The sequence below is a fragment of the Sphingomonas sp. GV3 genome (assembly GCF_031082075.1).
Taxonomy (GTDB): Bacteria; Pseudomonadota; Alphaproteobacteria; order Sphingomonadales; family Sphingomonadaceae; genus Sphingomonas; species Sphingomonas beigongshangi.
In genome coordinates, this window is sequence record NZ_JARWLE010000001.1 from 3,389,790 (window position 1) to 3,406,002 (window position 16,213).

26 protein-coding genes are annotated in these 16,213 nt (G+C 65.8%); 11 read left to right on the forward strand and 15 right to left on the reverse strand.

Features of this window, described 5'->3' with window-relative positions:
• Positions 1-57: 57 nt before the first annotated feature.
• The 15 genes from RF701_RS16045 to RF701_RS17670 all read right to left on the reverse strand — a co-directional run bounded on the left by RF701_RS16045 (position 58) and on the right by RF701_RS17670 (position 6,661).
• Positions 58-1,170, reverse strand: a complete 1,113-nt coding sequence (locus RF701_RS16045) for a hypothetical protein (protein ID WP_308815535.1) — start codon at positions 1,168-1,170, stop codon at positions 58-60.
• Between the two features lie 216 nt (positions 1,171-1,386).
• Positions 1,387-1,884 (reverse strand): hypothetical protein, encoded by a 498-nt coding sequence (locus tag RF701_RS16050; protein WP_308815536.1) that lies wholly within the window; start codon positions 1,882-1,884, stop codon positions 1,387-1,389.
• A gap of 174 nt (positions 1,885-2,058) precedes the next feature.
• Positions 2,059-2,283 (reverse strand): hypothetical protein, encoded by a 225-nt coding sequence (locus RF701_RS16055; protein WP_308815537.1) that lies wholly within the window; start codon positions 2,281-2,283, stop codon positions 2,059-2,061.
• Complete coding sequence (locus RF701_RS16060) at positions 2,276-2,545, reverse strand: hypothetical protein (RefSeq protein WP_308815538.1); 270 nt, start codon at positions 2,543-2,545, stop codon at positions 2,276-2,278. Before RF701_RS16060 ends, RF701_RS16055 begins: the two co-directional genes overlap by 8 nt.
• Entirely contained in the window at positions 2,542-3,351 is an 810-nt protein-coding gene (locus tag RF701_RS16065; protein WP_308815539.1) for a DUF6551 family protein, read from the reverse strand. Before RF701_RS16065 ends, RF701_RS16060 begins: the two co-directional genes overlap by 4 nt.
• Positions 3,351-3,494: a hypothetical protein gene (locus RF701_RS16070; RefSeq protein WP_308815540.1), complete on the reverse strand. Its 144-nt coding sequence runs from the start codon at positions 3,492-3,494 to the stop codon at positions 3,351-3,353. The genes RF701_RS16065 and RF701_RS16070 overlap by 1 nt, the downstream gene beginning before the upstream one ends.
• On the reverse strand, positions 3,491-3,733 hold the full coding sequence (locus RF701_RS16075) for a hypothetical protein (protein WP_308815541.1): 243 nt from the start codon (positions 3,731-3,733) through the stop codon (positions 3,491-3,493). Before RF701_RS16075 ends, RF701_RS16070 begins: the two co-directional genes overlap by 4 nt.
• Before the next feature lie 117 nt (positions 3,734-3,850).
• A complete protein-coding gene (locus RF701_RS16080; RefSeq protein WP_308815542.1) occupies positions 3,851-4,168 on the reverse strand; it encodes a hypothetical protein in 318 nt (105 codons plus the stop codon).
• The gene (locus RF701_RS16085) at positions 4,165-4,575 is read right to left on the reverse strand and encodes a hypothetical protein (protein ID WP_308815543.1); all 411 of its coding nucleotides are present in this window, start codon (positions 4,573-4,575) and stop codon (positions 4,165-4,167) included. The genes RF701_RS16080 and RF701_RS16085 overlap by 4 nt, the downstream gene beginning before the upstream one ends.
• 14 nt (positions 4,576-4,589) lie before the next feature.
• Positions 4,590-4,805: a hypothetical protein gene (locus RF701_RS16090; RefSeq protein WP_308815544.1), complete on the reverse strand. Its 216-nt coding sequence runs from the start codon at positions 4,803-4,805 to the stop codon at positions 4,590-4,592.
• Complete coding sequence (locus RF701_RS16095; RefSeq protein WP_308815545.1) at positions 4,802-4,963, reverse strand: hypothetical protein; 162 nt, start codon at positions 4,961-4,963, stop codon at positions 4,802-4,804. Before RF701_RS16095 ends, RF701_RS16090 begins: the two co-directional genes overlap by 4 nt.
• 94 nt (positions 4,964-5,057) lie before the next feature.
• A complete protein-coding gene (locus tag RF701_RS16100) occupies positions 5,058-5,387 on the reverse strand; it encodes a hypothetical protein (RefSeq protein ID WP_308815546.1) in 330 nt (109 codons plus the stop codon).
• A complete protein-coding gene (locus RF701_RS16105; RefSeq protein ID WP_308815547.1) occupies positions 5,384-5,764 on the reverse strand; it encodes a hypothetical protein in 381 nt (126 codons plus the stop codon). Before RF701_RS16105 ends, RF701_RS16100 begins: the two co-directional genes overlap by 4 nt.
• Positions 5,765-5,828: 64 nt before the next feature.
• Positions 5,829-6,308 carry a hypothetical protein gene (locus RF701_RS16110; protein WP_308815548.1) on the reverse strand — a complete coding sequence of 160 codons (480 nt, stop codon included), beginning with the start codon at positions 6,306-6,308 and terminating at the stop codon, positions 5,829-5,831.
• Positions 6,305-6,661, reverse strand: a complete 357-nt coding sequence (locus RF701_RS17670) for a helix-turn-helix domain-containing protein (protein WP_374758641.1) — start codon at positions 6,659-6,661, stop codon at positions 6,305-6,307. The genes RF701_RS16110 and RF701_RS17670 overlap by 4 nt, the downstream gene beginning before the upstream one ends.
• A 93-nt stretch (positions 6,662-6,754) precedes the next feature.
• Here RF701_RS17670 and RF701_RS17675 point away from each other — a divergent pair, with 93 nt between their 5' ends.
• From RF701_RS17675 to RF701_RS16165, 11 genes are all read left to right on the forward strand, one after another.
• The gene (locus tag RF701_RS17675) at positions 6,755-7,006 is read left to right on the forward strand and encodes a helix-turn-helix domain-containing protein (RefSeq protein WP_374758642.1); all 252 of its coding nucleotides are present in this window, start codon (positions 6,755-6,757) and stop codon (positions 7,004-7,006) included.
• Positions 7,006-7,794 carry a hypothetical protein gene (locus tag RF701_RS16120; RefSeq protein WP_374758643.1) on the forward strand — a complete coding sequence of 263 codons (789 nt, stop codon included), beginning with the start codon at positions 7,006-7,008 and terminating at the stop codon, positions 7,792-7,794. The genes RF701_RS17675 and RF701_RS16120 overlap by 1 nt, the downstream gene beginning before the upstream one ends.
• Positions 7,794-8,150, forward strand: coding sequence for a hypothetical protein (locus RF701_RS16125; RefSeq protein WP_308815551.1), 357 nt, complete (start codon positions 7,794-7,796; stop codon positions 8,148-8,150). The genes RF701_RS16120 and RF701_RS16125 overlap by 1 nt, the downstream gene beginning before the upstream one ends.
• Positions 8,151-8,160: 10 nt before the next feature.
• On the forward strand, positions 8,161-8,727 hold the full coding sequence (locus RF701_RS16130; protein ID WP_308815552.1) for a hypothetical protein: 567 nt from the start codon (positions 8,161-8,163) through the stop codon (positions 8,725-8,727).
• Entirely contained in the window at positions 8,724-9,257 is a 534-nt protein-coding gene (locus tag RF701_RS16135; RefSeq protein WP_308815553.1) for a toprim domain-containing protein, read from the forward strand. The genes RF701_RS16130 and RF701_RS16135 overlap by 4 nt, the downstream gene beginning before the upstream one ends.
• A 160-nt stretch (positions 9,258-9,417) precedes the next feature.
• Complete coding sequence (locus tag RF701_RS16140) at positions 9,418-11,370, forward strand: hypothetical protein (protein WP_308815554.1); 1,953 nt, start codon at positions 9,418-9,420, stop codon at positions 11,368-11,370.
• Between the two features lie 1,143 nt (positions 11,371-12,513).
• Entirely contained in the window at positions 12,514-13,119 is a 606-nt protein-coding gene (locus RF701_RS16145; RefSeq protein WP_308815555.1) for a hypothetical protein, read from the forward strand.
• 5 nt (positions 13,120-13,124) lie between these two features.
• Complete coding sequence (locus tag RF701_RS16150) at positions 13,125-14,690, forward strand: hypothetical protein (protein WP_308815556.1); 1,566 nt, start codon at positions 13,125-13,127, stop codon at positions 14,688-14,690.
• Positions 14,691-14,930, forward strand: coding sequence for a hypothetical protein (locus tag RF701_RS16155; RefSeq protein WP_308815557.1), 240 nt, complete (start codon positions 14,691-14,693; stop codon positions 14,928-14,930).
• Between the two features lie 10 nt (positions 14,931-14,940).
• Positions 14,941-15,546: a Gp49 family protein gene (locus tag RF701_RS16160; RefSeq protein WP_308815558.1), complete on the forward strand. Its 606-nt coding sequence runs from the start codon at positions 14,941-14,943 to the stop codon at positions 15,544-15,546.
• Between the two features lie 24 nt (positions 15,547-15,570).
• Positions 15,571-16,200 (forward strand): hypothetical protein, encoded by a 630-nt coding sequence (locus tag RF701_RS16165; protein WP_308815559.1) that lies wholly within the window; start codon positions 15,571-15,573, stop codon positions 16,198-16,200.
• The last annotated feature ends 13 nt before the right edge of the window (positions 16,201-16,213 follow it).

Below are 16,213 nucleotides of genomic sequence, written 5' to 3' on the forward strand. Positions count from 1 at the left end.
TGGAATTCCAACATGCGGTGGCGGGCATCTACCCAAACGATGCCCGCCACGCAAGCTTCAGGCGCTCTTTGTTTCGCGGCCGATCTGCTTCGGCGCGCGGTCGTGCGTCAAATCCATGGCTAGCATCGCCATCCCCGTCGTACGTGGCAGGTATGTCTCCAGGATCTTCTTGACCGTCTCCAGCCGGTGGCCGGTGATCGCCGAGATCAAATGATCGGGGATCCCGCGCTGCCCCATCGTCACCACGCACGTGCGGCGAAAGTCGCGGAACTGGAGGTCGGCGATCTCGGCCGACAGCTCGTCGTCTCCAGCGGCCGTGAGGGTGGCAACCGCATGCGCACGGATATCGCCGAAGCTGCGCTGGAAATAGGCCTGTCTCGTCAGCCGGGTCGCACGCTCGTTGCTGGTCCAGGTCTGGCTGCGTTCCTCGTCGTAGAGGATCGTGGTTAGCTGCAATTTGCGAGCGCCGGCGATCGCCAGCTCGAGCTGCTGTCGGGCCTCGCCGGTGACGGGTACGCCGACCCAGCGGTCCGTCTTGCCCTGGCGCATACGGATGCCCATCACCCGGCCGTCGGGTTCGCGCGCCGCGAGACGGGCGTAGACGGCGGGATCGTCAGCCTCATAGGGCTGGATCTCGTCATACCGGCTCTGGAGCATCTTCAGCAGATCCTCTTCCCGCTGGCCGATCGACCACGCTAGGATCATCGCGGCCGCCATGTTGGGTAGGCCCAGAGCGTTTGCGGCGTCGATCAGTGCCTGGCGCCCGAGCGCACTGGCGAATTGCTGACGTGGTTCCGGCGTCGATACGTCGAGATCGCCGGCCGCCGGGTTCGTCGGGATGTGCTCGTTCCGGTGCGCCCAGTCCCATAGGGTACGAAGCACCTTCAGCGTGTTGTAGGCGGTGGTGGCGCGGACCTTGCCGTCCTTGCGGGGCGCGTAGAGCACGTCGCGCAGCGCGATGATGTTGGCGCGGGTGATCGCGTCCATCCGCTCTTTGCCGGCCCACCTGCTGATCGTCTTAAGCTTGGATGCGTACTCGCTCTGCGTCTTTTCCTTCAGCTTCGGGAAGCGGTGCAGCCGGAATTGAGCGATGACGTGGTCGACGGTGTGCCGTTTGTCCATCTTCCGCACTTCCTGCGGCGAGGCACTACCTTCGCGCCAGGCGGCCACCTCCGCGTTCCGCGCTCGCGCCGCGGCGATCGCGGCGCCCTCCTCTTGGCCCAGGACGAGGGGTTTCCATCCCGCCTTCTTCAGCGTTGCGGAGGGCTGCCAGTAGTAGCGAATGCCGCCGGCTGTCTTTTTGGCGACCAGGCCGGGAATAGAGATTTTCGCCATGGCGGGGGCTCCTGTGGCGGGTGGAAGTTTGCCGCTACGGCGGCAGTTTCATCAAGCGACCTTGCTCAGCGGGATCTGGGCAGCGGCACGCGCAGCTTTCGCCTCGGTACAATTGGAGAGCCACAGCAGGTCGTGCCACTGTTCGATCAGTAGCAACCGTCGCTCCGCCTCGCCGGCCTCCATCTGTCCGGCCGCTACCCGCTGGGGATAGTATTTGCGGCGCAGGGTGATCTCGCGCCGCAAGCAGTGCACCATCTCAGACCAGGTCGCGATCGGAAATCCGGGGCTATGCGGTACGGCACCCCAATCCTCGGCGATCGCCCGCGCCACGCGCAGCTCGCGATCGCAATCAACCCGGGACATGCGACTTTTTGCCACCCGGCCCGGATAGGTAAGCATCCGCTGGTTGAGCGTGTCCAGCGCCTCCTGTTTCATCGCTGACCAAAAATCAGGCTCCGGACTTGTACCGAGCGGGCGATCGTCGCGGAAAAAGGCGAAATCCGCAGCGAAGGTCATGGGTACCCCCAGCTTTCGGAAATCCGCAGCCATTCAGCCCATCCTTCAGGATTGCGGCCAGCGTTCATGGCGTTCCCGTCGGGGCGGATTGCGCCGTTGTCATACCGCCGATCGGCGCAGGCTTGGCAATACGGATGGTCGGCGATCATCTTAACGGTTGCATACCGCTCGCCTTCGCCGCCACCGCAGCCAGCGCACCAAGTAGGATTAGCCATATCGATCTTCCGAAGAGACGATGGTCATGAACTCAGCGTGCGAGATCTGGCGGCCGGTGCCGGCCTCGTACATCAGCTCGCCGCTGCCGATGCAGCTGCCGGCCGGACTATTGAGGCCACCACGGCCGATGCCGCCGCAGGTAGTGCAATTGTCGCCATTGTCGCGAACACCATAGCCGCCACAGTGCGGGCACTGACGGAAGTCTATTCTAGTCACGACCGTATCCCCCATCTGGCTCCATGAGCTTTGCAATTGCGCGCTTCCGCCATGCCGCCAGCAGGCCCTCGTCTTTGGACCAGGTGCAGGTCGCCTGGACGCAGGCGACGCGCAGCGAATTGGTGACGCCAGAGGAGCGAAATAGGGCGCGGTGTTGTCCCACCAATTCGGCAATGATGGTGGCCGCATCCATATGATCGCTTGCTCTGAGAAGAACGTGATCGAACGCCGCCTGGAGGCGGATGCGTGATGCGGGACTCATGCTGCCTCCTCGCCTTCGATCTCAGCCACCGCCTCGGCATAGGCATCGCGGATCGTCGCGACGGCCGCCGCCTGGACGCCGGTTGCGTCCTGGGCGGCACGGGTGCGGAACTCGCTCAGCCATTCGTCCTGAGAGCGCGCGAGGATGTCGGTTAGCAGATGCAGGCTCAGTCGCTCGTCGTGATCGAGCACGACGCCGGCGACGCCCATGAACAGCGAGCCGCTGATCTTGATGACCTGGCCGCGGAAGGCGGTGCCGATCGCGGTCAGCACCACCCGGGTGCGGCGATCGCCATTGCGTTCGTGCCATTTGCGGACGGTGCCGACATTGTTGATCTGGCCCGGCTTCATCCGCTCCGGATCCGCCGCGCCAGTGAAGGCCAGGCCTGCGTCACGCAGCAGGCCGGCGAGGGCGATCGCGCGCTCGTCACCTGATGTCAGTGCAGCGTTATACAGCGCATAAGCGGTCAGCGGCCGCCGGGCTTGGTTCAGCTCGACGAAGACGGCCGCCTCGTCGGCGGGATCGCCGGGGTGGAAGATGACACAAGGCAGCTGGACGATGTCGCCGCGGATCCGCGCCGCTTCTAGGCGGTGCTGGCCGTCGACAACGAACAGCGTGTCGTCCCGCCGGCGAGCGACGACGAGCGGCTGGAACAGGTTCCAGTCCCAGCCGGCCGCGATCCGCGCGATCAGCTGCCGGCTTTTGCCGTCGAGCTCGCGCTGATAGCTGGTGTCGACGGCGAGCTGCGCCGGCGCGCAGAATTGCAGCACCGGCATGGTCCCCTTGGGGCTGGCCAGCGCCTTCATCACAGCACCCAGACGGTAACGGGGTGGCCATCGCGGCGGACGGTGCGGCGCTGATAGCCGGACCGCTCCAACATGCGGCTGGCCACCCGGACCCGGTTCTGCGACTGCCCGCGCTTGATGCGGACGATAACCTTCGTCTTCATGGCAATTTCCTCCGGTAGATGATGTCGCCGGCGTCCGCCGGCAGGTAGCTGCGGTTGAAGCCGCACCGGCGCAGGATCCGCGATGCGATCTGGCCGTCGATCGTCACGCCTGGCGCGACCTGGCCGGCGATCTCGACCGCCTTGGTCAGCGGCATCGAGACGAGGTTGCCCTGCTCGATGTAACCACCGAGGTAGGCGGTCATCAGGTCCAGGTCGTAGACCGTCGGGTAGGTCACCATTGCTGGTTCCACCAGCAGGGGGCGCAGATGCCGTCCGGGTGCTCCTCACAGCGCTGGCAGGGGCGCTGCCAATGTCGAAAGCGGCGTATGAGGCGCCGCACCCATTCGATCGGGGCACTAAAACGGGACGGCATCGTCGTCCTCCAGCGCCTTCGTTGCGTGATCCAGGCCGGCGCAATCGACGAGGTGGGTGATCCCTTCGATCGCCTCGTTGTCGCGGATCCCGTTGCGCTGGATCAGACGCAGCGCCCGCTCTGCCATCGCGGGATAATTGCTGGTGCTGGCGCAGGAATGCCGCACTTCAGGCCTTAGAAGCGCATCGATCATCGTGTCGATTTCGCTGCTGTCGAGATCTAGGCGAAACTTGCCTGCGAGCCGGTTGCTCGGCTCCTGCTGGACGAGCCTGAGGCGCGCCAGAAGATCCTCCCCGCTCATGCCGCGCGATCCAGATCGACCGCGACGCTGGCGCCGGCGGGCAGGTGGTCTAGATAGTCGATCGCTGCCCAGATCAGCGCGGCCGCTTTCACCAGGTTGGCGCGCGCGGTCGGCTCCGGCCGCCAGCCTTCGGCCGGCCACGGGTAGGTCGGTTCGGGCTCTCCTTCCGGCGAGATCCTGATGCCGGCGAGCTGATCGGTTGCCGTATTGGCGTAGCTGATGCCGGCGAGCGCGAGATCCAGCAGCTCGTTCTTCTGATCCGCTGCGATCGTGCGGCCGTGGACGTCGACCTGCTTGACGCGCTCGGCGATCAGGGCGGCCAGGCCGGCGCCGGTGAGTACCGCTATGCCGTCGTGGCTGATCGCGCGATCGACAGGGAAGGGGGCGTGAAACGTTAGGGCGGACATGCTTCTTCCTTCAGCTATGGCCCGACGCCGATCTCCGCGGCGTAGGCTTCGAGTTGCGCCAGCGTGTGGCGGAGATTGGCGATACGGCGGGGGAGCTGGCGCCAGAGGCAGTCGCGAGCCGCCTCGATGCGATGCAGCTCGGCGATCTCGCCGGCAGACATGCGCGCGACCGGCTGGCGGCGAAGCTGCGCCAGACGGCGATCGTGCGCCTGGAGGCGCGCGAGGGTCACAGCAGCCCGGTTTGCCATGCGACCAGGATCCGGATCACCATCATGGCGAACAGACTGGCGGCGCCGACCAGTGCGGCCGCACTCGTCGCATCTTCGCTGCCCTGGGCTGCGCGGATGACGGCGACGACCCAGGCAGGGGCGGGGCGGGGCTCCATCATGACAGCACCGGCGCGATCGAGAGCGCGATCAGGCCGACGAGGATCCAGCCCAGGATGGCCACCCCGACATATGCGCGGATGACATGCCGGCGCGTCATCGCCCGGCCGCCTTGCGAATGGCGGCGTCGGCCGTCTTCGCCGCCTCACGCTCGAACATCGTTGCGATGGCGAGCAACTGGTCGGCGAAGATCCGAAGATGCTCGACGTCGACCGGTACCATCAAAGCTACCGGCATCACGGCGTGCTCGATGACGATCGCGGGCGTCTCCGCTCCCGAATTCAGCAGGATGGTTGCCGCCATCAGATTGCCGCCTGCCGACACGTGGCGCGCCCCGCGGCCGAAATCGGCCACGTGGGGCTTGATCTGCGGTACCATGTCCATGCTGAGCGTCGCGCATTTGCGCGTTACGGGCGTCTCTTTCATGCGACGTCCTCGAACAGGCTGTGGAGGTTCGTGTTGAGGCGGCTATCGACCTCGACGCGCCCGGCGACGGCGCCGGCGTCGCGGGACCCAGGCGGCAGTTGGCCATCGAACCACAGATCGACGGCTGCGCGGCACCAGCGGCTGTCGCGCGTGACGCCGGACGCGAGCTTGCCCGCCTTCAGAACCGGATAGGCCTTCGGGAAACCGGCCTTCTCGATCAGCTGCTCGATGTAGTCGCTCAACCACTTGGGCTTGCGGTGCGCCTGGCCCAGGCGGCCGGCTACGTCGTAGATCCCGCACGTCGCGGCGTTGCGGGGATTGCTACCGGCCAGCGCCGCCCGTGCAAGGGGGGTGGGCAGGATCGCGACTTTTGGCATGATCCGTCTCCGTTCAACAGTGAACGTGACGAATTATTCCCACAGCTTATATTATGTCAATAGCTTATATTTTAGCGCCACCAGCTATTGATAATCGGCGCCGCGCCATAAGCAGCCTCTCGGCGTCCACCCAATCACGCGACGCCATTGGCTGCTCGAATGATGGGTTCCGGCTCCACATCGGGGCAGCGGCAAGTGAGCGCTCCGCTTTCGCCCGATCACGACCGCATTTCGAAAATGTCACAGCTAAGTCGCCGACACGGTACGGCCGGCGTGAACGATCCATCTCGATCGTCCGAGCAATGCAATCCCGGTAAGCTCTATAGGACGAGACGAATTCTCGATCGCCTTTGTAGTCGCCGCCAATCGCATCACCCATGGGAACATCCGCACCCTGAACGGTGGGATCAGACATGGTCCAGCCTAATTTGGCAGCATCGTATGCCCACTCCGCAGCACACAACTCAACAGGCTTAACATCTTCGATGTAAAAGCTTGCGCAGTTGACGCCGCTGGCCGCGAGGAGAGCGGCAAGCACGATCACGCGGCGCGGCGCTCCCCCGCCTCAGCCACATCAACCGGCTGGGCGATCCGCATTATAAGCTCGCGTTGCACGGGATCAGAGGAACGAAATGCCTGGACAAGAGCCCGCTCAACTTCGCTGAGCCGATCGGGATTGTCCTCGTCTGATAGCAGGTCTGCCGGCTTGCAGTGCAGGTCACGAGCTAGCGCTCGCATCCGCGCAATATCAAGTGTCGTAGCAGAGTGATTTTCGACCTGACTGATGTACGGCTGTGACACGCCGCTCTTCTCAGCCAGTTCGGACTGACTGAGGCCTGCTGCTTTGCGCAGCTCACGGAGGCGGTTCGCCGGGTGCATGTAGAGCACGTATGCCATCTGCTTATATTCTGCACCGGCGACCTGCTTATGTCCATTGACTAAATATAAGCCATAGGAATATCCCAGCCCTAGTTGAGTGGGGTGGTTCTGGTGAAACTCGCGGCATGGCGCAAACGAGAGGGTAAGACGCAAGACTGGCTCGCTGGCGAGCTGGGTTGCAGCCAGCCCTACGTCAGCCAGATCGAGCGCGCGGTAAACCCGATCATTCCAGGCCCGGAAATCATGGAACGCATCTTCCAGGTTACGCAGGGTGCTGTCGAGCCCAACGACTTTTACGAATTGCCGCGTTGGCGGCGTGCCCTGAATGCCGCCATGTCCATCGTCACGGGGCGGGCAGCCTGATGGAAACGCCAGCACGTCAGCACTCATGTGAAACCTCCTACGCGGAACGACTCGATCATGACGTTCTTGTTATGTTCCGGTCGTTCTTGCTGCATGTCAACGCGCATTTAGGAAAAAATCCTACGGCGCAGAAATTTTTCTCCCTGGGGCGCGTCCAGCCGGCCGGCCGCGCCGACCTTGCGGGCGGGCTTCGGCTCGCCCGCTCTTCGTGGATTTCTCAGCTTTCCGCCTCCGCCAGCTGGCGTCGAGCGGCACCGGCGGATGCGGGGGCGAACGCATCCGCCGGTGATTGCGCCCCCGTCTTCGCCGCACATCAACCCGAGGGGGAAAGCATCATGCGCGTTGTGTTATGTGGCGCTGCGGCGCTGGCGGCGGCACTGGCGCCGGCGCCAGCGGTCGGCCAGAAATCGTTTCCCAGCGCAGCGACCGGCGTGAGGGTAGGCGGCAGCGTGGCGCTGACCTGCAATGCTTCCGGGGTCGCTTGCCAGCCTGCTTCGGCGACGTCGCCATTGGCGACCCGGCCTACGGGCGGCACCGCGATCGCGACGGCCCAGACGTCTGTCGGTACCACGGCAACCCTGATCGCGGCCGCACGCACCGGGAGGCAGAAGGTCACGATCAGCGTCGGCGCAGCGAATGCGTGCGTCGTCGGGGCCGCCGGCGTGACGGCAGCCACCGGTTTCGCATTGCAGCCGGTCGCCGGCGCCAGCGTGACGGTCGACAGCGCGGCGGACGTCTACGCCGCGTGCTCGGCAACGACGACGATCAGCGTGCTGGAGCAGTACTGATGCGCGCGCTTCTGTTCCTGGCGGCTTCGATTGGTGTGGCCAGAGCCCCGGCGCAGGTGGCCTATCCGCCCGTCGCGCCAACCTGGGTCGCGCAGCAAACCGTCGTCCTCGACGCCAGCGGCAACGCCACGTGGACCTTCGATCCTGCGAACCCGCCGCCCGTAGTGCCAGCCGTCGTGCACATGCCCAGGGCTATGGATACGACCAATCCCGTAACCTGCAACTTCACCGATATCAGCAGGTCCGGCGTGACGGTCCATTGCTGGCGCACGTCGCTGCTGGGGCTGCTGACCAACCTCTACAGCGGCAGCGTTGCCGGCGCCCAGGTCAACCTGGTCGCGCGCGCGATCCCCTGACGGGGCCTTCGTGTCCGCGCACCCCGACCCGCTGATCTCCGTCCGCGAGATCGAGATTCAGGCGCGTAGCCGCGCCGAGGCGATCGGGCGCGACTGCCTGCCTGGCGCGATCAAGGACGGCCAGTATCTTAAGGCGGGGTCGATCGGCGGGGAGCGCGGTACCAGCCTTGTGCTCAACCTTGCCGGCTCGAACCGCGGCATGTGGAAGGATTGGTCGGGCAGCGACCAGGGCGATATGATCGGCCTGGTCGAGCGGACGAAATTCGGCGGTGACCGCGGCAAGGCGGTGCAGTGGCTGAAATCGTTCCTCGGGCTCGACCACCTCGACCCCGGCCGGATCGCGCAGGTCCGCGCGCTGGCGGCCAAGGCCGACGCCGATCTGGAGGCGCAGGCGGCGAAGGAAGCCGAGGCGAAGAAGCGCGGCGCCCGGGCGCTGTGGCTGAACGGCAGCGAATCGATCGAGAACACGCCGGCCGCGCGCTATCTCGATGCACGCGGGATCCGTGTGGCGCAGCTCGGCCACTGGCCCGGTCGCTGCGCTACCACAGCGAGGTGTGGAACCGCGACGCCGGCGTGAAGCTGCCCGCCATGGTGTCGCAGGTCATCCTGCCAACCGGCGAGCATGTCGCGACGCATCGCACCTGGCTCGGCCGCTGTCCCCGGACCCGCGCCTGGGTGAAAGCCGACGCTGCGGATCTCGGCGTCCCGCGGGGCAACGCCAAGAAGATGCTCGGCAAGAGCCGTGGTGGCTTCATTCCGCTGCGCAAGGGCGCGTCTCAGCAGGCCATGGGGCGGATGCGCCGTCCGGAGACGCTCTACGTTACCGAAGGGATCGAGGACGGCCTGACCGTCGCGATGTGCAAGCCAGAGGCACGCGTGATCGCCGCCTACAGCCTCGGCAACCTCGGCGTGATCGAGTTTCCGCCCGCGATCGAGACAATCGTCCTCGTCGCCGATCGCGACGACGGCGTGCAGGAGCAGGAGAAGCTTGAGCGCGCCATCGCCCGTCAACAGGCACGCGGCCACCGCGTGCAGCTCGTCCTGCCCCCGCCCGGGCTGAAGGACGTCAACGCCTGGCTGCTGGCCGGGCTGGAGAACGCAGCGTGATAGCGTTGATGAAGGAATACCCGAGAGGGGTGTGTGGTACGGCTCGCAAGGCCCCCACCGGATCGTTGTTGGGCGATCCCATGCGCGCCACAGGCGGCACCCCGAATAGCGAAGACGGCGCCTCCCTCGCGGGGGCGCCGTCGATCGCGGCACTCCGGTCATGACCAAACCCGCACCCGACAACGTCGTATCGATCGCGGCCGCGCTGGATGCGCCGGTCGACGCGCCGCTGCTGGCGCGCGACGGCGACCAGGCGCCGTTCGGCGGCCGCGACGAGGACGACGATCTCGATCGTCCGCGTGTGCCGCACGATTGCCCGGTCAAGCCGCTCGGCATCGGCACCGACGGACAGACGTGTTTCTACCTCAACATGCTGGGGCAGATGGTGCCGCTCGGTCCGCGCGACCACGGCAAGAACAACCTGCACGCACTGTTTTCGCCGCGCACCGATCTGCTTTCTAAGTATTGGCCGCGGTGGTCGGAAGAAAAGCGCGACCGTCAGGGCAATGTTACGCGCGAGAGCGCGATCGTCGGCTTCAAGCAAGACGACGCGTCCGAGGCGCTGATCGCGGCCTGCGGCTATGCTGGCATCTTCGACGCGCAAGGCCGGGTACGCGGTCGCGGCGCGCATCGTGGGGCCAAGCGGCAGCTGATCGTTCATTACGGCGACACGGTGATGATCGCGACGCCGGCGCCGGCGAACAAGGGCGGCAAAGGCAAGGTCGACTGGTTCCAGACGGGCCTGATCGACAATTACGTCTATCCGGCTGCGGCGCCGATGCCCCGACCCGATCCGCGCAATCCTGGGACGGGCGAGGTCGAGCAGCTCGCCGCGCTGATAAACACCTGGAATTGGCGGCGCGGCCATCGCGACGCGCTGCTGGCACTTGGTTGGCTGGCGCAGACGACGATCTCCGGCGCACTTGGCTGGCGGAGCCATCTGTTCGTGACGGGCGGGGCAGGCACCGGCAAATCGTCGTTCAACGGCAAGGATGGGTTGTGCGATCGCCTGCTGTCGAAGGGCGTGTTGCGCACGGGCGGCGCGACCGAGGCAGCGGTGCGGCAGAAGCTGCGCGCGCAGACGATCCCGGTCATCTTCGACGAGTTCGAGCCCAACGCTTTCAATGCGCAGAAGCTTGCAGCGGTGCTCGAGCTGGCGCGCGTCGCCAGCTCCGGCGACGACATGCACAAAGGCGGCAGCGATCATAACGCGGCCGAGTTCACGCTCAATTCGTGCTTCCAGTTCTCCGCGATCCTGACCCCGCCCATGGAGCCGCAGGATCGCAGCCGCTTCGCGGTACTGGAGCTGGATCCGCTGCCGCCGAACACGGCAAAGCTCGACCTCGACAGCATCGACCTGCCCGGGTTCGGCGCGATGCTCGCACGGCGCATGGTGATCGGCTGGGGTCGGTGGCATGCGACGTTCCTTGCCTATCACGACGCGCTAATGTTGCGCGGCCATACCTCGCGCAGCGCCGATACGTTCGGCACGCTGCTCGCTGCGGCCGACCTGGCGATGTACGATCACCTCAACCACGACACGATCGACGACTTGGTGGTGCAATTCGCGCCGGAGAACCTGGTCGAGATCGCCGAAAGCCTGCCTGATCACCAGCGCTGCCTAAATCACCTGGGTACGACGATGGTGCAATCGCGTGGCGGCGACGCGCGCGAGACGATCGCGACCTGGATCGGCAAGGCAGTTGCCCAAGAGGATCTGGGCGGCGGCAGTGGCGTCACGCGCCAGGACATCACCCTGGCCCGCTCCAAGCTCGGCGAGATCGGGCTGAAGGTCGTCAACGCGCGCTTGCTGGAGGACGACGGCACCGGCCGACCGCGCTACGGCGCGTGCGAGCACGTTCCGGGTCAGCCCTGCTACCTTGCCGTCGCGCTCGATCATCGCGCGCTGACCGGCATATTCGAGGGTACGAAATGGGCAAGCGGCGGCTGGGGGCAGACCCTGGCCCGTTCGCCGGCCGCGATACGAGGGCCGAAGGTCAAGTTCAACCGGCCATCGCTGACTGCGGTGCTGGTGCCGATCGAGTTGATCCTGGACGCTGGCGACGTCGCGGGCTGGGTCGCGTGCCCGCCCGTGGGGGGTGCTGCACAATGACGCGCATGGCCAACGGAGCGCAGCGGAGTGGTGCGGCCATGCTCACTCTCATCTTCACGCACCCGCGCGAAGACTATGTGCGTCCTTCGCGATTACTTGCATCGATCTTTTTTTGCGTCTTCCCGACCCCGGCCCGTTGGCTTCAGGGACGATTGTGGGCAGAGTGGTCAGGCGAGAGTTCGCCCGGTTCTCTGGTTCTGAACGGGACAGGGGGCAGAACCGCTAAACGCCTGAAATCCCTTGGTTCTGTGGTTCTGTTCCGAAACCTCACGCGTGACGCGTGCGCGGACGCGTGTCTGTGCGCGCGTACACGCGAGGGTCAAAAACACGGTTTTACAGAACCGAAGGGTTTTATCATTGTTTGTCAGTCAGTTATTAGTTCTCTAGGAGTTCTATACTGGTTCTGTTCCGGTTCTGACGGAACCGCGCCCTGCGCAGCCGTTGCCACCGCCTTCGCGACACCGGCCGATGGCCGCCGCGCTGCTGCCCGCCGGATTAAAATATCGGGTGAATATGCACCGGCCGTCTTCGCCGCCTCGATCCAGTGCGATCCGGGCCTCAATGGAGCGACTGCCGGCGCAAACTTCCGGCGCCGGGCGCGCGGGGTGGCCGGCCTGGCGGGGGCGGTGGCGGGGTCGATCGAGGTCGGCGCCGCGGCGTGCGGGAATGGCGGAAATCAGCCGTTTCTCGGGGGCGCGATCGGCCATGTTGGAACGCCGATGTTGGAACGCCGCCAGAAAACGTCGGAAAACCGTGCCTCTGCCGCCGTGCTGCGTCAGCCTGCGGGGTTGGCAGGCCTCGGCCTGGCCAGCTGCCAGACCCCCCCGGGGGTCGATGCCGCCAGCCGGGGGGGCACCCCCCCAAGCCGGCCGCGCGTCTTCTCTCGGCCCTGGGCGCAGCCGGTATTTCAGGTTTCGACCAACCTTGAAATTCGCGGCTTGCGGCTGACCGTGATGGATCCGAACAGCCGCCTTTGTTCGAAATCGAAAATGGGGTCGGGGGTTGCTCGCCTCCCTGCCGCGTCAAGCGATCGAAGCGGACACGCGCTCGATGTGAGACAGCAGGATCGGGTCGGGGAGCAGGGGGCGTTCTCTAGCTGGGGGCGTAGCCTGGAAACGGGGACGCTATGGGGAGGGTTGCACGGTGTCAACTGACCTCACCGGCGACGCCGCGATCGGCCGCGCGATCATGACCGACGCGCAGGCACAGCTTGATGCCGAACGCGCCCAGGCCGAGCAGCTCGACCTCCTCGATCCGATCACGCCGGAAGACGTGTGGGCGGTGCGCGAGGATCTCGGTGCCGATGCGTCACCGACCGACGTCACCCGCGAGGCGCGTGCCCGCAAGCGCGGTCGGCCGGCTGGCGCGCGCAACCGACGCACCGACGATCTGGAGCGGTGGCTGCTGTCGCATGGGCAGCATCCGGCGGTCACGCTGATGCAGATCCAGTCGACCGCGCCGGAGGTGCTGATGGAGGCGTCGAAGCGGCGCAAGGTCCACAGCTTCCGCAAGGACGGCACACCCAACGTCGTCGTCGAGCACATGACCTACGAGGCGGCGCAGTCCCTGCGCGCCCGGTGCGCCGACATCCTGATGCCGTACCTGGTCGGCAAGAAGCCGATCACGGTCGACATGAACTTCAGCGGTGTCGCCGACATGTTCATCGAGGGCGTGACGCACTCGGCCGACGAGATGACGGAAATCATGGATGCGGAGTATCTGCCCGTCGACGACGAGGTCGCGGGCTGATGGGCATGACCGCACCCCGTAGGTTGAAGTCGCCCGGGCCTATCGCCGACGCGTTCGTCAAGAGCCGCGCGTTCATCGTTGGCATCATCGGGCCGGTCGGCTCTGGCAAGACCATGGCCGCGTTGCAGAAGGGGTTGCGCGTTGCCGAGCAGCAGCTCGGGACCGTAAATGCCGACGGTGTCATCGTCCGCAAGGCGCGGATCGGCGTCATCCGCGAGAGCTACCCGAGCCTGCAATCGACGACGCTCAAGAGCTGGTTCCGCATCGTTCCGGAGGCAGAGGGCAACTTCAGCTGGAAGGCGCCCTACACCCACACGTTCCGCAAGATCCTGAAGCGCGAGGGCAACCGCAAAGACGGCCGCGTACTGGAGATCCTCGAATGCGAATTCGAATTCCGCGCGATCGGTGACCTGTCGGTGGAGGAGGCCTGCCGCGGCTGGGAAGTCAACGCGGTGATCATCGACGAGGCGGATCTCCAGCCGCACAATCTCGTCGCCTTCCTCACCGGCCGCGTCGGCCGCTTCAGCGATCTCGATCCTTCGACGGTCGTCGATCCGCAGATCATCCTCTCGCTGAACATGCCGGACATCGAGAACCACATCTACACGCTGCTGTTCGACGAGGCTGGAGAGGCGCTCGGCCTGACCGCGGAGGAGGCGGAGATCCTGCAACAGACGCTGGGCGACCGGCGGCTGATCGAGAAATTCGTGCAGCCCGGCGGACGCGAGCCGGACGCGGAAAACCTCCACAACCTGCCGGGCGGGCGCGGGTATTACGTCCTGCAGGTTGCCGCCAACCGCCACACGCCCGGGTACGTCGATCGCATGGTCGACAACAAGCCGGTGCCGATCATGCACGGCCAGGCGGTCAATGCCGGTTTCGTGTACAGCCGACACGTCCAGCAGGTCGCCTGGGACAAGCGGCGCAAGCTGATCGTCGGCGTCGATCAAGGCCTGTTTGCGGCCGCGGTGTTCCTGCAACGCGATTGGGACAATTCGATCCGGACGCTGGGCGAGGTCGTCAACACGACGCGCAGCGAGGCCGGCAAGATCGGCCTGGCGAAGGTAGGCCCGACTGCGTTCGGCAAGCGGGTCAAGCAGCACATCGCCGACCACTTCCCCGACATCGTGGCCGAGAACATCCGCGTGGTCGCCGATCCGGCCGCCTTCGCCGCCAACGATCGGGCCGACAGCGAGCACGACTGGCTGCTGGCGTTCCAGAAGGCGCTGGGGCTGAAGGTCCACAAGGCGAAGTCCAACTCCCCTGGCCTGCGCAACCAGGCGATCTGGACCGCCCAGGGCGAGATCGGCGGCTACACCGTCGACCCGTCGGCGAAGCACCTGATCAAGGCCCATTCCGGCGGCTACCGCTACGCCAAGGCGGAGCTCAGCACCGGCGAGACGCGCGGCCATCTGGAGATCGCCGACACGATCTACACGCACGTCGCCGACGCCGAGCAGTACGCGGCCCTCGAGGGCGAGCATGTGATCGGCGACCTACGCGGTCGCGAGCGCCGGCGCCGCGCCGTGACCAACGATAGCGATTTCGATGTCCACCAGGGGGTGAGGTGAATGGCTCTGTTAAAACCGTTCGGGCAGGCCGTCGGCGGCGTGCTGAAGGCAATCGGGGTGGTGTCCACCCCGGGTAAACCACCGACGCCGCTGCGGCCGGTGACCCGCGACGATGCGGCCGCGGCGATCGCCAGCGACGACGAAATCCGCCGGCGCCAGGGCGCAGCCGCGGACATCATCACCGGCAGCGGGGGCGCCGAGGCCGCCCTGACCGGTGGCAAGCTCACCCTCGGCAGCTGAAGGATCTAAGATGACTGGATTGGAAGCAACCGAAGCGGAGTGCGCAGCCGGCCGCACCGCTCCCCGAGTGTCGCTCGACGACATCAAGGCCAATATCACTTGCGCGGCATACATCACCGGTGACCGCCTCGTCTCGTACGCCGAAGCCACCGGGACCAGTGGCGGTGTCCTCTCTCCGTCGCTGAACGTGCTGACCGTATGCCTGCTGGTGCTCCGTAACGGCTTCACGATCATCGGCAAGTCGGCGCCCGCCGATGCGCGCAATTTCGACCCCGAGCTGGGACAAAAGCTCGCCTATGAGGATGCGGTCCGCCAGATCTGGCCCCTGATGGGCTATGCCCTGCGCGATCGGCTGCGGGTCGCAGACGAGGCGGTCGTTGAGCCCGCGGCTGACATGACGCGGCACATCGGCACGAAGGTTATCAACGCCAAGCCGATGACCCGCCAGGAGTACAACGACCTGCGAGGCTGGACCCTGCCGGCCGACGAAGACGGCAGCGATGCCGGCTATCTCGTCGAATACGCCGATGGCCAGCGGCCAAACGTGTCCGGCTACGACGGCTACGTCTCGTGGTCGCCTGCGGACGTATTCGAGCGGGCTTACGCCCCCGCCTAATCCCCAACCACCACGGAGAGTATCATGAACGACATGACCCGCGACCAGCAGCTGCTGGAGGAATTCAAAGAGGGCCTCGAAAAGGATGGTCCCATCGTTCTTGCCCAGCGCGTCGCCGCGCTGGAGGCCGAGAACAAGCAACTCACCGAGGAGCTGAACCTGCACGAGGAGGAGGGGGCTTCGCACGACGACCAGATCCTCAAGCTGACCCAGGAGCGCGACGAGGCGCTAGCCCGCGCCGACAAGGCGGAGAGCGGCGAGAAGTCGGCCAAGGCGAAGCTGACCAAGGCCACCACCCCGCCGAAGCCGCGCAAGCTCGGCGCGATCGGCGACGACAAGGGTCTGTCCGGCGACGATCTCCGCAAGGCGATCACCGATGCCAAGGAGGTGCAGATCGCATTCTCGGACGGCACGCGCGAGGTCGCCGGCATCCCGCCGATCAATGTCGAGGGCGAAGCGTGGGGCGATCACCAGTTCGGCCTGGTGCTGAAGGAGGCCGCCGAGATCGAAGGGCCCCGCGAGGGCAGCAGCGTGACCATCGACGGCTATGCGCTGATCCTCGATGGCAAGCACGTCGCCTATGCGCGGCGATCGGCGCCGCTCCAGGTCGCACCCGGTCAACGGGTCAACCTGAAGGACGATATCATCTTCTAATCTTCCGGGGCGC

Coding starts and splice junctions, on each gene's coding strand:
- RF701_RS16050 (WP_308815536.1), bottom strand. CDS start 1,884: ATGGCTGCGGATTTCCGAAAGCTGGGGGTACCCATGACCTTCGCTGCG.
- RF701_RS16060 (WP_308815538.1), bottom strand. CDS start 2,545: ATGAGTCCCGCATCACGCATCCGCCTCCAGGCGGCGTTCGATCACGTT.
- RF701_RS16065 (WP_308815539.1), bottom strand. CDS start 3,351: ATGAAGGCGCTGGCCAGCCCCAAGGGGACCATGCCGGTGCTGCAATTC.
- RF701_RS16070 (WP_308815540.1), bottom strand. CDS start 3,494: ATGAAGACGAAGGTTATCGTCCGCATCAAGCGCGGGCAGTCGCAGAAC.
- RF701_RS16075 (WP_308815541.1), bottom strand. CDS start 3,733: ATGGTGACCTACCCGACGGTCTACGACCTGGACCTGATGACCGCCTAC.
- RF701_RS16080 (WP_308815542.1), bottom strand. CDS start 4,168: ATGAGCGGGGAGGATCTTCTGGCGCGCCTCAGGCTCGTCCAGCAGGAG.
- RF701_RS16085 (WP_308815543.1), bottom strand. CDS start 4,575: ATGTCCGCCCTAACGTTTCACGCCCCCTTCCCTGTCGATCGCGCGATC.
- RF701_RS16095 (WP_308815545.1), bottom strand. CDS start 4,963: ATGATGGAGCCCCGCCCCGCCCCTGCCTGGGTCGTCGCCGTCATCCGC.
- RF701_RS16100 (WP_308815546.1), bottom strand. CDS start 5,387: ATGAAAGAGACGCCCGTAACGCGCAAATGCGCGACGCTCAGCATGGAC.
- RF701_RS16105 (WP_308815547.1), bottom strand. CDS start 5,764: ATGCCAAAAGTCGCGATCCTGCCCACCCCCCTTGCACGGGCGGCGCTG.
- RF701_RS17670 (WP_374758641.1), bottom strand. CDS start 6,661: ATGGCATACGTGCTCTACATGCACCCGGCGAACCGCCTCCGTGAGCTG.
- RF701_RS16120 (WP_374758643.1), top strand. CDS start 7,006: ATGGAAACGCCAGCACGTCAGCACTCATGTGAAACCTCCTACGCGGAA.
- RF701_RS16125 (WP_308815551.1), top strand. CDS start 7,794: ATGCGCGCGCTTCTGTTCCTGGCGGCTTCGATTGGTGTGGCCAGAGCC.
- RF701_RS16140 (WP_308815554.1), top strand. CDS start 9,418: ATGACCAAACCCGCACCCGACAACGTCGTATCGATCGCGGCCGCGCTG.
- RF701_RS16150 (WP_308815556.1), top strand. CDS start 13,125: ATGACCGCACCCCGTAGGTTGAAGTCGCCCGGGCCTATCGCCGACGCG.
- RF701_RS16155 (WP_308815557.1), top strand. CDS start 14,691: ATGGCTCTGTTAAAACCGTTCGGGCAGGCCGTCGGCGGCGTGCTGAAG.
- RF701_RS16160 (WP_308815558.1), top strand. CDS start 14,941: ATGACTGGATTGGAAGCAACCGAAGCGGAGTGCGCAGCCGGCCGCACC.
- RF701_RS16165 (WP_308815559.1), top strand. CDS start 15,571: ATGAACGACATGACCCGCGACCAGCAGCTGCTGGAGGAATTCAAAGAG.